Origin of the sequence: Actinopolymorpha alba DSM 45243 (assembly GCF_000373925.1) — a bacterium.
Classification (GTDB): domain Bacteria; phylum Actinomycetota; class Actinomycetes; order Propionibacteriales; family Actinopolymorphaceae; genus Actinopolymorpha; species Actinopolymorpha alba.
Map to the genome: position 1 here is coordinate 1 of NZ_KB892796.1, position 13,876 is coordinate 13,876.

13 protein-coding genes are annotated in these 13,876 nt (G+C 67.9%); 6 read left to right on the forward strand and 7 right to left on the reverse strand.

Annotation, left to right across the window (positions count from 1 at the left end; genetic code table 11):
• Nucleotides 1-265 precede the first annotated feature (265 nt).
• On the reverse strand, nt 266-1,297 hold the full coding sequence (locus tag B141_RS0131720) for a C40 family peptidase (RefSeq protein ID WP_020579219.1): 1,032 nt from the start codon (nt 1,295-1,297) through the stop codon (nt 266-268).
• A gap of 235 nt (nt 1,298-1,532) precedes the next feature.
• On the opposite strand from B141_RS0131720, the gene B141_RS0131725 reads away from it, so the two are divergent.
• On the forward strand, nt 1,533-2,132 hold the full coding sequence (locus B141_RS0131725; protein WP_026257733.1) for a ParA family protein: 600 nt from the start codon (nt 1,533-1,535) through the stop codon (nt 2,130-2,132).
• 44 nt (nt 2,133-2,176) lie between these two features.
• Here B141_RS0131725 and B141_RS0131730 read toward each other — a convergent pair whose 3' ends face one another.
• The 6 genes from B141_RS0131730 to B141_RS0131755 all read right to left on the reverse strand — a co-directional run bounded on the left by B141_RS0131730 (nt 2,177) and on the right by B141_RS0131755 (nt 7,849).
• Nucleotides 2,177-3,703, reverse strand: coding sequence for a multicopper oxidase family protein (locus tag B141_RS0131730; protein ID WP_020579221.1), 1,527 nt, complete (start codon nt 3,701-3,703; stop codon nt 2,177-2,179).
• A 156-nt stretch (nt 3,704-3,859) separates the two neighbouring features.
• Nucleotides 3,860-4,726 carry an LLM class flavin-dependent oxidoreductase gene (locus B141_RS43885; protein WP_020579222.1) on the reverse strand — a complete coding sequence of 289 codons (867 nt, stop codon included), beginning with the start codon at nt 4,724-4,726 and terminating at the stop codon, nt 3,860-3,862.
• Between the two features lie 9 nt (nt 4,727-4,735).
• Nucleotides 4,736-5,209, reverse strand: a complete 474-nt coding sequence (locus tag B141_RS0131740; protein WP_020579223.1) for a universal stress protein — start codon at nt 5,207-5,209, stop codon at nt 4,736-4,738.
• Nucleotides 5,206-6,120 (reverse strand): CBS domain-containing protein, encoded by a 915-nt coding sequence (locus B141_RS46455; protein ID WP_020579224.1) that lies wholly within the window; start codon nt 6,118-6,120, stop codon nt 5,206-5,208. Before B141_RS46455 ends, B141_RS0131740 begins: the two co-directional genes overlap by 4 nt.
• 50 nt (nt 6,121-6,170) lie before the next feature.
• Nucleotides 6,171-6,770 carry a CBS domain-containing protein gene (locus tag B141_RS0131750; RefSeq protein ID WP_020579225.1) on the reverse strand — a complete coding sequence of 200 codons (600 nt, stop codon included), beginning with the start codon at nt 6,768-6,770 and terminating at the stop codon, nt 6,171-6,173.
• Between the two features lie 53 nt (nt 6,771-6,823).
• Entirely contained in the window at nt 6,824-7,849 is a 1,026-nt protein-coding gene (locus tag B141_RS0131755) for a LacI family DNA-binding transcriptional regulator (RefSeq protein ID WP_020579226.1), read from the reverse strand.
• Nucleotides 7,850-8,211: 362 nt separating this feature from the next.
• On the opposite strand from B141_RS0131755, the gene B141_RS0131760 reads away from it, so the two are divergent.
• The 5 genes from B141_RS0131760 (at nt 8,212) to B141_RS0131780 (ending at nt 13,864) form a co-directional block, all read left to right on the forward strand.
• Nucleotides 8,212-10,038, forward strand: coding sequence for an ABC transporter substrate-binding protein (locus B141_RS0131760; RefSeq protein ID WP_020579227.1), 1,827 nt, complete (start codon nt 8,212-8,214; stop codon nt 10,036-10,038).
• 38 nt (nt 10,039-10,076) lie between these two features.
• Entirely contained in the window at nt 10,077-11,087 is a 1,011-nt protein-coding gene (locus tag B141_RS0131765) for an ABC transporter permease (RefSeq protein WP_020579228.1), read from the forward strand.
• A gap of 3 nt (nt 11,088-11,090) precedes the next feature.
• On the forward strand, nt 11,091-11,990 hold the full coding sequence (locus B141_RS0131770) for an ABC transporter permease (RefSeq protein WP_020579229.1): 900 nt from the start codon (nt 11,091-11,093) through the stop codon (nt 11,988-11,990).
• Nucleotides 11,991-12,066: 76 nt separating this feature from the next.
• Nucleotides 12,067-13,026 (forward strand): ABC transporter ATP-binding protein, encoded by a 960-nt coding sequence (locus tag B141_RS43895; RefSeq protein ID WP_020579230.1) that lies wholly within the window; start codon nt 12,067-12,069, stop codon nt 13,024-13,026.
• Nucleotides 13,019-13,864 carry an ABC transporter ATP-binding protein gene (locus B141_RS0131780; protein WP_020579231.1) on the forward strand — a complete coding sequence of 282 codons (846 nt, stop codon included), beginning with the start codon at nt 13,019-13,021 and terminating at the stop codon, nt 13,862-13,864. The genes B141_RS43895 and B141_RS0131780 overlap by 8 nt, the downstream gene beginning before the upstream one ends.
• Nucleotides 13,865-13,876: the final 12 nt, after the last annotated feature.

Below are 13,876 nucleotides of genomic sequence, written 5' to 3' on the forward strand. Positions count from 1 at the left end.
AAGGTGTACACGATGTGAGACAAATGCCCGCCTTGTCCCCACATCACGGTCAGACCCGTCGATATCGTGCCGCGAAACCTTCAGCTGATGCCAAAAAGAGGGCATCTACTTAACATTCGGCGAGCTTCACCCAGAATCCAGCAATGTGTTCGGCGCCAGAGGTTCTGAATTCGCCTCCGGTGTTGTCATAGGAACCTCGGCTAAGAGGCCGAGAAACCTCTGACAACTCGGGGTTGGATCAGCGGGGTGGCCGGGTGGCGGGACCCTATCCCGGGCGGACGGCGCCGTAGTAGGGCATCTCGCCGATCGGCGCGTACTCGACGCTCTTACCCGGACGCGGCGCGTGGATGATCATGCCGTTTCCGGCGTAGATGCCGACGTGGTGCATGTCGCTGTAGAAGATCACCAGGTCGCCCACCCGGAGGTTGGAGCGGGAGACCTTGGCGGAGACGGCGTACTGCTTGCGCGAGGAGTGCGGGAGCGAGACGCCCGCCTGACGCCAGGCCATCATCGTCAGACCTGAGCAGTCCCAGCTGTTGGGACCGTCGGCGCCGAAGACGTACGGCTCGCCGAGCTGGGCTTGGGCGTACGCCAGCACGATCGCACCGCGGCCACTGCCCGGCGGCGGAAGCGGGACCCGCTCGTCACCGCGGGAAGAACGGTCCTCGGCCCGCTGGCGCTCCTCCGCTGCCTCGAGCCGGCGGCGTTCCTCGGCGCTGAGCTGGCTGAGGATGCGCCGGGCCTTCTTGGCGTTCGTGTCGGCGGCCTTCTTGCGCGCGGTGGCGGTGTCCTTGGCCTCGCGGTAGCGGGTGAGCTCAGCCTCGCGGGCGGCCTTCTGCTCGGACAGGCGCTTCTGATCAGCCTGCAGTTGGCGCAGGAGATCACCCTGCTGGCCGGCGAACGCCTTCGCCGTGCTCATCTGCGCCAGGAACTCCTCGGGGTTGTCTGCCACGAGCAACTGCACGGTGGTGTCGAAACCGCCGGTGCGGTATTCGGCGGCGGCGAGTTGGCCGATCGTGGCGCGCATGGCGTCGAGCTTCTTCTGCTGCCGGTCGACGTCGCCTTTGAGCTTGCGGAGCCGGCGCGCGCTGGCCGCCATCTGGTCATCGAGCTCGTTGGCTTCTTCGGTGACCTTCTCGGCCTGTTCGTACAGCTCGTCGACCTGCTTGCGGACCTCATCGATGTCGCGAGAAGGCTCGGCGTAGCTCGACCCCGGAAGCGCGGCGACCACGGCGAGCGTGGCAGTGCCGAGAGCGAGCAGTGCGCGACCCAGAGGACGTCTGCGGCGATTCGACACGAGCAGCGGTCCTTCCTTTGCTCATACGACTGGCCGAGCTGACCAAGTCGTCCACGCAGGACCCCGGGGGGCGACTCTAGTGATCGACCACCGATCCTTCAAACCCGCCCGGTGGCCACCTTGGTCGGCTTCCCGCTGCACGCTGTCGTCCTGGCATGAACCGGCAACGCCACTCCAGCAGATCGAGCTCGTCAAGGGTCGTTCGACACGCCCTCGGCAGGGTAACGTCATCCAGGTGATCGTGGTAACGGCTGCACTGAAGGGCGGGGTTGGCAAGACGACCACCTCGGTCTATCTCGCTGCGCTCGCGAGTTCCAACCGCCGCTCGGTCACCCTCGTCGACTCCGACCCACAGGCGAGCGCCGCGGAGTGGGTCGAGCACGCGACTGACGACCGCTTCCAACGCATCGACGTCGTCGAAGCACCCACCGAACGCCTGCTCACCAGGGCGCTTGACCGGACCGCTTCCGATGGCGTCGTCATCGTCGACACCCCACCCGCGCACGAACGCCTGCTCGCCAAGGCCCTCTCGCGGGCGAACGTCGTGGTGGTGCCCACCCGGGTGGGCGGGATCGAGACCTCGCGGGTGGAGGCGGTGCTCGACATCGTTCCCGCCAGCACCCCGCGCGGGCTCGTGATCTGCTCGGCCCGGACCTTCACCCGTAGCTACCAGGACGCACTGGCTACGTGGTCGAAGGCGGGGGTCCCCGTCTGGGGTTCGGCGCCCGAACGCGTGGCCATCACGGCTGGGCCGACCGCGCCGCTCAGCAGCGACGGTCTCGACGCCTACCGCAGAGTCTGGCGCCGGGCGCAGACGGCCGCGCGCTCGGCCTGAGCGGCCGCGTTCCTCGACGCGCCCCGCCGCGGGGTCCCCGTCCCTCAGTGGCCGCGGGAGTGGTCCTGGAGCTCGCCGGGCCGCTGGCCGCGCTCGACGACGACGAACTGCCCCATCATTCCCTGGTCCTCGTGCAGGAGCAGGTGGCAGTGGTACATGTACGGCACGTTCGGGTCGGCGTAGTCGGTGAACCTCATGATGAGCCTGATCGGCACCTGGGGCGGCGCATAGACCGTGTCCTTCCACCCGGCGAGTTCGGGCGGCGGCTCCGCTCCGTCCACACTCAGGACCTGGAACTGCACGTCGTGAACATGGAAGCTGTGCGGGAGCCCGTCCTCGTTGACGACCTCCCAGATCTCGGTGGTGCCGTTGGTGACCACCTCGTCGATCCTGTCCATGCGCATCCGCTCGCCGTTGATCGTATGGTCGGACTCCAAGGCGAACGCCCGCGTCGTGCCCGCCTCCGACTCCGCGATCCGCGGGACGTCGACCAGACGCGCGGGCAGCGCCGGGGACGCCGAGAGGGATGACGTGGCCCGCAACTCCAGCACGTCGAAGGTGTCCTCGCCCCCGGTCACCCTTCCGATGCCGAACAGCAGACCCAGGTCGTGCGGGAACGACCGCAGCACGATCCGTTCGCCCGGCTTCATCGACACCACGATCTCCGCACGCTCGGCGGGGGTGAGCTGGATGCGGTTGGTTTCGTACGGCGCGCTCAGCAGCCCGCCGTCGGTGCCGATGAGGGCGAAGCGGCGGTCGTCGGCGAAACCGAAGGAGTACGAACGCGCGGTGGACGCGTTGAGCAGCCGGAGCCGGACGCGTTCGGTGCTGACCTCGTAATAGGGCCCCAGGGTGCCGTTGACCAGGAGTGTGTCGCCGAGAGTCCCGGACGGGCTGCGCTCACCTTCGACGAACCGCCCGTCCCCGTCGAACAGCTTGTCCTGCACGATGACGGGGATGTCGTCGATGCCGTACTCCCGCGGAAGGTCGAGCGCGGCCTCCTCCTCGTCGTCCACGATGAACATCCCGGCGAGCCCGCGGTAGGCATGCCGGCCGGTCTCGCCGTGCGGGTGCGGGTGATACCAGAGGGTCGTGGCCGGCTGGTCGATCCGCCAACTCGGTGACCAGCTCTGCCCCGGCTCCACCGGCTGGTGCGGTCCGCCGTCGGCGCTCGCCGGCAGGTGCATGCCATGCCAGTGCACGGACGTCGTCTCGTCGAGTTCGTTGCGGACGTTCAGGACCACCTGTTCACCCCGCCTGGCGCGCAGGGTCGGCCCCAGGTGGCTGCCGTTGAAGCCCCAGGTGTCGGTGGTCCGGCCCGGCCTGAACTCCGTCCGTCCAGCCTTCGCGACCAGCGCGAATGCCCGCTTGCCCGCCTGGATGGTCGATTCCGCGAGCGGCGGGATGGCCAGCGGCTGGTCGAAGGTCACCTCGACCCGGTTACCACCAGATCCGGTGCCGCCACGGCCGCCGCCAAAGGCGCCGCCGTTGGGCTCACAGGCGGTGGCCAGGGGCAGGGCGAGTGCGGTGCTACCGGCGAGCCGGAGGAGGTCTCGTCGGCTCAATCTCATCGCGTACTCCTACGAGTGGGGCCGCGTGGCGCGGAGTGCTGGGGCGGAGTGCCCCGCTCACCAGCGACGCTAAGAACGCCCGTCACTCACCGACAACACACGCCAGGGCGATCTCGCCCTCCCCCCACAGGGGTACGTCGTCACGGCAGGAGTTGGTCAGCCAATGCGCCGGCGGGCCTCGGCGATCACCTCGATGGTCGCCGCGTCGCAGGGGTTCGGGCTGCAGACCAGCTCCGCGACCCCCTCGGCCTCCCAGGCGGCGAACGCCTCCGCCAACCGGTCGGCATCAACCGGCAGGGACCGCTCGATGTCGTGGCCGACCAGGATCCCGGCGGTGCGTTCGAGGGTGGCCGGATCGCGGCCGGCCGCGGTGCACGCCTCGGAGAGCGCGCGGTTGGCCTCCCGGAACGCGTCATCTGGATCGCCGTACCACGCGAGGTTCCACGAGTCGGCGTACCGCGCGGTCAGCGCCAGCATGCGCGGCGACTTGGCCGCCACCAGGATCGTCGGTGGTACCCGGCCGGGACGCTCGCGGACCGGCGCGTCGGTGACCTGGCGGTATTGCCCCTCGAAGGTCGCCCGGCCATCCCGCAGCATCCGGGTGAGGATCTCCGTCGCCTCCTCGAACCGCCCGACCCGGTGGTCGAAGGGGATGCCGAAAGCGTCGAACTCCGGCTGGTGCCACCCCGCGCCGAGCCCGAGAATCAGCCGGTCGCCACTGATGTCCTGCAGGGTGTCAGCCATCCGCGCGAACACCGCGGGCGGCCGGAACGCGGTGCAGAACACCAGCGCGCCAAGGCGAACCGTCGACGTCGCCTCGGCCAGCCCGGTCAGGACGGTCCAGGCCTCCCACGGCGACTCGATGGCCTCCTCGGGACCGCCACCGAGGAGATGGTCGTAGACCCACACCGTGTCCAGTCCGCTCGACTCGACCTTCTGGGCAAGGGCCCGAAGCTCGGAGTAGGGCTGCGGAACGCCGGGCGCGGACAGCGCACCCATCGGGAGCATCACACCGACTCGCATGGAACGAACCTAGCGGAACGGGATCACGACCACCGGGCAGCGGGCGTGGCACACGCAGTACGAGCTGACCGAGCCGAGGCAGCTGGGCGACCCGGGGTCGCGCCCGTGGCTGCCGACGACCAGCGCGCTCGCCTTGCCGGCCATCGCGCACAGCGTCGGGCCGGGTTCGCCGTAGATGACCGACTGGTGGACAACGACGCCCTGGCGTTCCGGCGCGGCCCGGCGTACCGCGGTGTCGAGCAGGTCCTCGTGTGCCTGGCTCAGTGCGTCGAGTTCCTCCGGTGGAGCCGGCGGCGCGGGCAGGGCATCTGCTGTTGGCGGTGGCGTGAGCGAGCACACCGACACCGCGTGCACGACGCGGTGGGTACGCCGCGCCTGCTGGACCGCCCAGGCGAGCGCCCTCCGGGTCGCCGCGGATCCGTCCACACCCACCACGAGGACGCCCTGCGGCTCGTCGGTTCCGGCGTTCCGTGGCGTCGTCACCGTCGGCCCTCGCCCGGAGCGAGCAACGCCAGAAGATCGGTGGTGGTGAGGATCCCGACGATCTGCTCCTCCTCGGTGACGAGCACCGCGTCGTCCCGGCTCCTCAGCATCTCCTCGGCCGCTCCGCTGAGGCTGCGCGCCGGGGACACCTCCGCCGGCGGGCGGCGAGCGAGGTCAGCCGCGACCAGCGGCCGCCGGTGCGGCGACGCCGCGGCGAGTTCCCAGACCACGTCAGTCTGGTGCAGCAACCCCACGCACCGGCCGCGATCCATCACCGGCAGGTGGCGGACGCCGGCGCCCCCCATCAACAACAGCGCCGCCTCGGGGCCGGTCGTCCCGAGGACACCCATCACCCGCGTCGTCATCACGTCACGGACAGGGCGCTCACCGAGCGCGGGTGGCGCCGCTCCAGGGGTGGCAAGCGTGCCGGCCGCCGCCACCTCCGCGCCGGGTGCCGTGACGTCCGCGCCGATCTCAGGTACCAGGACCTCAGGTACCACGACCACCGGGCACTCGGCGCTGGCCACGCACTCCACCACGATCGCGGGAGGCGACGGACCCTGACGGAGAGCGTGGCCGAGTACCAGAAGGTCGGCGCCCTTGGACCGGCCGGTGAGGACGTCGAACGGTGTGCCGCGCAGGACCTCCCGGAACACCCGCTGGCGCAGCGGGTGCGGCGGCGGCAGCGCCACCTCGACCGCGGCCTCGAGTACCTCCTGGTCCTGCTCGTCCTGCGCTCGGTCCGCGGCTCGGTCCTGCGCTCGGTCGTGGTTGGGCCTGGCCGGGTGCGGCGCGGCGAACACCGCGTCAACCGGGAGATCGAGGCGTTCGGCTTCTTCGGCCGCCCAGCGCAACGCCGCAGCGCTCGCCCGGGAACCGTCCACGCCGACAACGATCCGCGCACCCTCCACGCCGGACCACCACCCCCGGTTGGGCCTTGGAGCCTGACCCGCCCGGCTGGTCAGACCTTGGCGCCGCAGACCACCTCGACAAAGTGACCCACCTGCTCCTCAGACAGGTTGCGGCCCAGGTCTGCTTCGCTGATCATGCCGACGAGCCGGTGGTTGTCGATGACGGGGAGCCGGCGGATCCGGTGGTCCTCCATCAACTGCAGCACCTGCCGGACGTCGGCGTTCGCCTCGACGGTGAACGGCTTGCCCTGGGCGAGTTCGCCGGCTGTCATCGTTGTCAGGTCGCGCCCCTCGGCCACCGCTTTCAGCACAATGTCGCGGTCGGTGATGATGCCGTGCAGCCGGTCGTCGTCACCACAGATGGGCAGCGCACCGACGTCCAGGTTCCGCATCTTCTTGGCGGCTTCCTGGAGGTTCTCGTGCTCCCCGATACATTGGGCGCCGGTGTGCATGATGTCGCGTGCCGTGGTCATCGTGGTGTTCGCCCCCCTCGCTGTCTGCCCATACCAATCGGGACGTGTCGCGCGGAAACGCCCGTGCCCGCTCGCTGATCCGGCGGGGTTCAGGAGCCGGTTGGGCAGCTCCCCGTCGTTCATCCCGTTCTCATCGGATCCGAATGCCGCCCGGTCGGCGAAGGGCCGAGCGGTCACGGTTGCCGGGGACCTTCGCCACTTCACCCGTCAGGACATGCCGTACCCCGTAGTCAGGACATGCCGTACCGCACGACCTTCGTGGGAACGACGATCCGGCGCGTCAGGAGGTCGAGCGCCCGGTCAGCGGGTGCGGACAGGCGCTGGACCAGCAACCCGGCGGCCTGCCGTCCGAGCTCGCGCGGGTCGTAGGCGACCACGATCAGTGGAACGCCGAGCACGTCGGCCAACTCGAAGTCGTCGAACCCCGCCAGCGTGGTCTCGGGCGCGAGCTGGCGCGTTGCCCGGATGGCGCCGAGCGTGTTGCGGCTGTTCGCGCAGAACAACGCGGTCGGCGGGCGGCGGAGGCGGAGCAGGTCGCGGGCCGCCTCCTCCGCGGCCGGGATGGTCCGCTGTTGGCGCCGGACGTAGCGCTCGTCGAGCGGGAGGCCAGCTTCCTCGAGCGCGACGCAGAACCCGCGGAACCGCTCGGCGCTGGTCCACACCGACGGGGGCAGCCCGAGGAAACCCACTCTGGTGTGGCCCGCCGCCACCAGCGCGGCGGTGGCCTCGCGTGCGCCGCCGAAGTCGTCGACGAGCACCGAGTCGATCTCCGGGCCGGCCGGGGGTCGGGCACCGAGCACGACCGGGACGGAGCCGGCCGCCTTCGGGTCGAGGTGCGCGTGGTCGCTGCCGGCGGGTACGACGATCATGCCGTCGACGCGGCGAGCGATGAGTTCCTTGACGAGTTGGCGTTCGCGTTCGGCGTCCTCATCGGTGTTGGCGAGCACCACCTTCAGGTCGTTCTCACCGGCGACCGACTCCACTCCGAGCGCGAACTGCGAGTAGAACGGGTTGGCGAGGTTCGTCACCACCAGGCCGATGAGGCCGCTCGTCCGCCCCAGGCGGAGGTTGCGGGCCACTTCGTTACGTCGGTAACCCAACGCCTTCACGGCGGCGAGGACGCGCTCGCGGTTTACCGGTGACACGCGGGGATCGTCGTGCAGCACGCGCGACACCGTCATCGGGCTGACGGAGGCGTACTCAGCCACGTCCCGCATCGTGGCCGGCCTGCGCGGCGCGGGACCGCCCTCGTCCACGGCCCACTCCCCTTCGCACTCGGCCCGGCTCCGCTCGGTCCGACTTCGTCTTGACCCGTCGCGCGGACGGTGCGCCGCGCCGGATCAGCGTACGCCCGTGGTATCGACACCATGCGTAGCGCACCCAACCGTCGCGTCCACAGCCATCGTCGCCGGGGTCAATTCTGGCCACCCGAGACGTAACACAGGAAGGCGTTCGTGCGGTAGAACATTCCTCACGAGAAGCGTCCGGGGTTCTCCATCTGGTAGCACCGTCACACCCGGACAGCACGTTATCGATACCTCGCAGCGTCTGGACACGGCCAGGTCGCGACGGGTCCCTTCGACCCGTCGGAGGCGGTCGCGAAATGAGGGGTTGACCGATGACCGACGGCATCAACACATCGGGGGCCAAGGACACCACCACGACCGGGGGACTCTCGCGGCGGGCACTGCTGCGGAACGCCGCTTTCACGGGGATGTCCGTCGCCCCCGTGGCGAGCCTGCTCGCGGCCTGCGAAGGCTCCCGCTCGGATCCTGCGGGTGAGAGCGAGCAGGACGTCAAGACGCTCTTGCTCGACCACCACGGCGGTCGGGTCCAGTCGCCCGATCTCTGGAACCCGCTCGTCAGCGGCTTCACCAACAACGCCGGCTTCCACCAGGCCCTCGCCGAACCGTTGTTCATCCTCAACTACGAAAGCGGTGAGATCGAGCCCTGGCTCGGTGAGAGCTTCACCTCCAACGACACGCTCGACGTGTGGACGCTCACGATCAAGGACGGCATCACCTGGTCGGACGGCGAGGCCTACGACGCCGACGACATCGTCTTCACCATCGAGGTCCTGCTCAAGAACGCCGAGCTCAACAACGCCGCTCCGATGCAGGAGTGGGTCGACAAGGTGCGGAAGGTCGACAAGACCACCGTCGAGTTCACCCTCAAGAAACCCAACCCGAGATTCCAGCTGGACTACTTCTCGGTCAAGATCCACAGCAGCCTGGTGGTCGTGCCGGAGCACATCTGGCGTGGCAAGGATCCCTTGACGTTCAAGAACTACGACAAGAAGCAGAACTGGCCGGTCTTCACCGGCCCCTACCAGCTCTCCTCTGCCAGCCCGACGAGATTCGTCTACACCCGGCGCGGTGACTGGTGGGGCGCCAAGGCGGACTTCAAGCCACTACCCCAGCCGGAACGCTTGGAGTGGATCGTCAACGAGACCGAGGACATCAGGGTCGCCCGCGCCACCGATCACCAGTTGCACAGCGTCGCCGACCTCACCGCCGGGGCGTTCGAAAGCCTCAAGGCCCGCAACAAGGACGTCATCTCCTGGCTGCCCGAGAAGCCGTACGCGTGGAGCGATCCCTGCACCCGGCTGCTGAGTCTCAACAACGCGATCGCGCCATGGAACGACCGGGAGATGCGCTGGGCGCTCAACTACGCGATCGACCGCGAGGAGATCGTCAGGATCGCCTACGAAGGAACGACCACTCCGGCGAGGTTCTTCTACCCGAACTACCCCGCCGTCCAGGAGTACGTCAACCTTCTGGAGTCGGAGGGGCTCTTCGAGGAGTACCCCATCCTCACCCACGACCCCGACAAGGCCAAGCAGATCTTCGAGTCAAAGGGATACACCCGCACCGGGGATGGCTTCTATCGCAAGGGCGGCAAGGAGTTGCGCCTCCAGATCGACGCTCCGACCGATTTCATCGAGATCTGGCGCTATGCCGAGGTGATCGGCGAGCAGCTCCAGCGTGCCGGCATCAACGCGACGGTCCGCAAACTCGCGATCGCCACCTGGGGAGACAACCTCGGAAACGGTCGATTCGACGCGGTCACCGACTGGTCGGCCTGCGGCTCGGTGACCGAGCCGTGGTTGTCGATGAACCTCTTCCACGCCAGGTTCGTCGTTCCGATGGGCAAGCCGTCGGAGTCCAACGCCGTTCGCTGGAAGAACGCGGAGTACAGCAAGCACGTCGACGCCCTGGCCAACCTTCCCCTGGGTGACAAGCGGATCGAGGGTCCCTTCGTTGCCGCGGCCCGGATCTGGCTGCGGGAGTTGCCGTTCCTCCCGATCGCCCACGCCCGCAAGCTCTACGCCTTCGACACCCGGTCGTGGACCGGCTGGGCGACGAGTGAGAACAACTACCTCCAGCCGACCTTGGACTGGGCCAATGCCCACAAGATCATCCACAGCCTTCGCCCCGCTCGCTGAGGACATGTGCCGGTCGCCGGTGGGAAGGGAGCGAAACAATGCGAGGGCTCAGTCTCGGGTACGTCATCCGACGCGTGGGGATGTTCTTCTTCACCATCTGGGCGAGCGCGACGGTGATGTTCTTCATCCCGCGGCTGGCGCCCGGCGATCCGGTCTCGGCCATGGTCACCCGGCTGACTTCGCAGGCCGGACGGGTCGAGGGCAGCGCGGCGCTCATCACCGCGTGGCGGCAGAGGTTCGGGCTCGACGATCCGCTGCTGGTGCAGTACCTCCGCTATCTGCGTGGGATGCTGACCTTCGACTTCGGCTACTCGCTCGCGCAGTTCCCCACCGAGGTAGGCGCGATGGTGGGCAGGGCGATGCCGTGGACGATCGGTCTGCTCCTGATCTCGACCGTGCTGACCTTCCTGGCCGGAACGCTGATCGGCGCGCTGATGGCGTGGCGGCGTACACCACGGTTGCTGCGGTGGTTCCTGCCCGTCTCGCTGACGTTCACCGCGATTCCCTTCTACATCCTTGGCATCGTCCTGGTGTACGTCTTCGTATTCGCTCTCGGGCTGTTCCCGGTCTCCGGCGGCTACCGCAACGATCTCACGCCCGGCTTCGATTTCGCCTTCATCAACAGCGTCATCCAGCACGGGACGCTGCCGGCGATGTCGATCGTCCTTGCCAGCATGGGATTCTGGGCCCTCGGTATGCGCGGGATGATGGTCACGGTCGCGGGCGAGGACTACCTCACCCTGGCACGCGCGAAGGGTCTACGGCCGCTGGATGTTCTTTTCCGGTACGAGGTCCGCAATGCGATCCTGCCCCAGGTCACGGCTCTGGTCCTGGGCCTCGGCGGCATCGTGGGTGGGACGGTCCTGGTGGAATACCTCTTCGGTTATCCCGGCATGGGCGCGCTTCTCTATCAGGGCATCACGAACTCTGACTTCACCGTCATCCAGGGAATCGTCTTCATCCTCATCCTGACGACGGTGACGGCGGTCCTCATCGTGGACCTGATCTATCCGCTGCTCGACCCGCGCATCACCTACGAGAGGAGGTGACCTATGGCCGGGATCACCCTGACCCAGCAGGCGTCCGGGCAACGCCAGGCCACCTCGCCGTGGCTCAACCCGAAGCTGGTCGCGGGTTTGGTGATGGTCGCGCTGGTCCTCGTCCTGACTCTGATCGGTCTGATTCTCTGGGACGTGACCCTGGCCAGGGCCGCCAGCTCACCCCTCAACCTGCCGCCGTTCTGGGTTCCTGGCGGGACGATGGCTCATCCCCTGGGCACCGAGAGCAGCGGACGTGACCTACTCGCGCTGCTCATCGTCGGCGGACCCATGACCCTGCAGGTGGGTCTCATCGTCGGCATCACCAGCATGGTCATCGGCATCGTTCTCGGCTTCGCCGCCGGCTACCTGGGCGGCGCCGTGGACGCCGTGATCCGGACGCTTTCCGACACCGCGCTCACCATTCCCTCGCTCGCGATCCTCATCGTCATTTCGGCGTACGTACGCCAGATGGACGTCACGACCATGTCGTTGATCGTCGCGCTGCTGGCCTGGGCCGGTCCGACCCGGGTGATCCGCGCCCAGGTCCTGTCGATGCGGGAGCAGGGCTACGTACGCATGGCCAGGCTGACGGCGCTCCCGACGCCGCACATCATGTTCCGGGAGATGATGCCGAACCTCTTGCCGTATCTCGCGGCGAGCTTCATCGGCTCCGCGTCAGGCGGCATCCTCGCAGCGGTGGGGCTGGAGGCGCTCGGGCTCGGCCCACAACGTATCCCGACACTGGGCATGACGGTTTCCCAGGCGATCCAGGGGTCCGCGATCCTCCGGGGCATGTGGTGGTGGTGGGGCACTCCGACGATCGTCCTGATGGTCATCTTCATCGGGCTGTTCCTCGTCGCGATCGGCCTCGACGAGGTTGTCAACCCGCGGTTGCGGGGGGTGCGCGGATGAGCGAACGAAGTGAGCGAACCATCCAACACAGCGCCGAAAGAGCCTCGTGCGCGCCCGCAGCGAAGCGAGGACGTGCATGAGCGAACGAAGTGAGCGCAGCCGGCGAGGGCGGCCGATCCTCGACGTACGCGACCTGCGGGTGCACTACTCCACGCCACATGGGGACGTCATCGCGGTCAACGGCGTCAGCTTCAGCGTGGCCGAGGGCGAGACGCTCGGACTGGTGGGTGAGTCGGGCTCGGGCAAGTCCACGGTGGCGATGGGCGTACTCCGGCTCACCTCTCCACCGGGCCGCGTGGTCGGTGGATCAGTGTCGGTGAAGGGTGAGGACATTCTCGCGATGCCCGAGGCAGCGCTCCGCCGCCGGCGTTGGCGGGAGCTGGCGCTCGTGCCGCAGGGCTCGATGAACTCCCTCAACCCGGTGCTCCGCGTCCGTGACCAGATCCGCGACGTGATCGAAACCCACGAAGGAAAGCAACCCCGCAGGCGACTCAAGGAACGCGTCCTGCGACTGCTGGACCTGGTGAACCTGCCCGCCCGGGTGTATGACCTCTACCCGCATGAGCTTTCCGGTGGCATGAAGCAGCGGATCTGCATCGCGATGGCGATCGCACTCGAGCCTTCCTTGATCATCGCGGACGAGCCGACCAGCGCACTCGACGTGGTCGTCCAGCGCACAGTGGCGCAGACGCTGCTGACGGTGAAGGCGGAGTTGGGGAGTTCGATGGTTCTGATCGGCCACGACATGGCCCTGCAGGCTCAACTCGTCGACCGGATCGCGGTGATGTACGCCGGCAACATTGTCGAGATCGGTCCGGTGCGCGATCTCTTCCGGCACCCGCACCATCCGTACACCCGGCATCTCATCGCGTCGATCCCGTCAATCCGGGAGCGCAAACCCCTTGTGGTGAAGGATCTCAGGAGACCGGACCCGCGTACGCCCCGGCCGACGCCGGCCCTGAGCGAGGTGTCAACAGGCCATTTCGCCGCGATCCCGGAGGCCGGTGACGAGGGCGTGGTGATCAGTCATGCCTGAACCCCTGCTCGACGTACGCCAGGCCACGAAGGTCTACGCGAAGTCCGGCGAGTCCACCACTGCCCTTTCCGGGGTCGATCTGGTGGTCCCGGGCGACCCGGCAACGATCACGACGATCGCCGGCGAGAGCGGTAGCGGCAAGACGACGTTGGCAGACGCGATACTGGGCTTCACCACGCTCACCCACGGGGAGATCCGCTATCGCGGTAAGGATCTGCGGACCCTCGACCGGAATCAACAACTCGCCTACCGGCGCGAGGTACAGGCGATCTTTCAGGATCCCTTCGGCGTCTACAACCCGTTCTATCGGATCAGGCACGTCTTCGATGTCGCGATCAAACGGTTCCGGCTGGCCAGCAACGCGCGGGCGGCGCGGGAGCTGATCGAGGACGCTCTGCGGGTGGTGGGAATGCGCGGCGAGGAGGTCCTCGACAAGCACCCGCACCAGCTGTCCGGAGGTCAACGGCAGCGGATGATGATGGCCCGCGCGTATCTCCTCAAACCGCGATTGATCGTCGCCGACGAGCCGGTGTCGATGGTGGACGCGTCATTGCGGGCGATGATCCTCGACATCATGCTTCGGCTGCGGGACGAGCACGGCATCTCGTTCCTTTACATCACCCACGATCTGAGCACGGCGTACCAGATCGGCGACGACATCTGCATCCTCTACCGCGGCGCGGTCGTGGAGCGGGGCGACACTCGGCAGGTGATCGACAATCCCCAACACGAGTACTCGAAACTGCTGATCAGCTCCATCCCGGTCCCCGACCCCGACATCAGGTGGGACACCAGTGCGGGCGTTCCTGACACGGACGCACATCCGCACACCCGTTGAGGTTCCGCACCA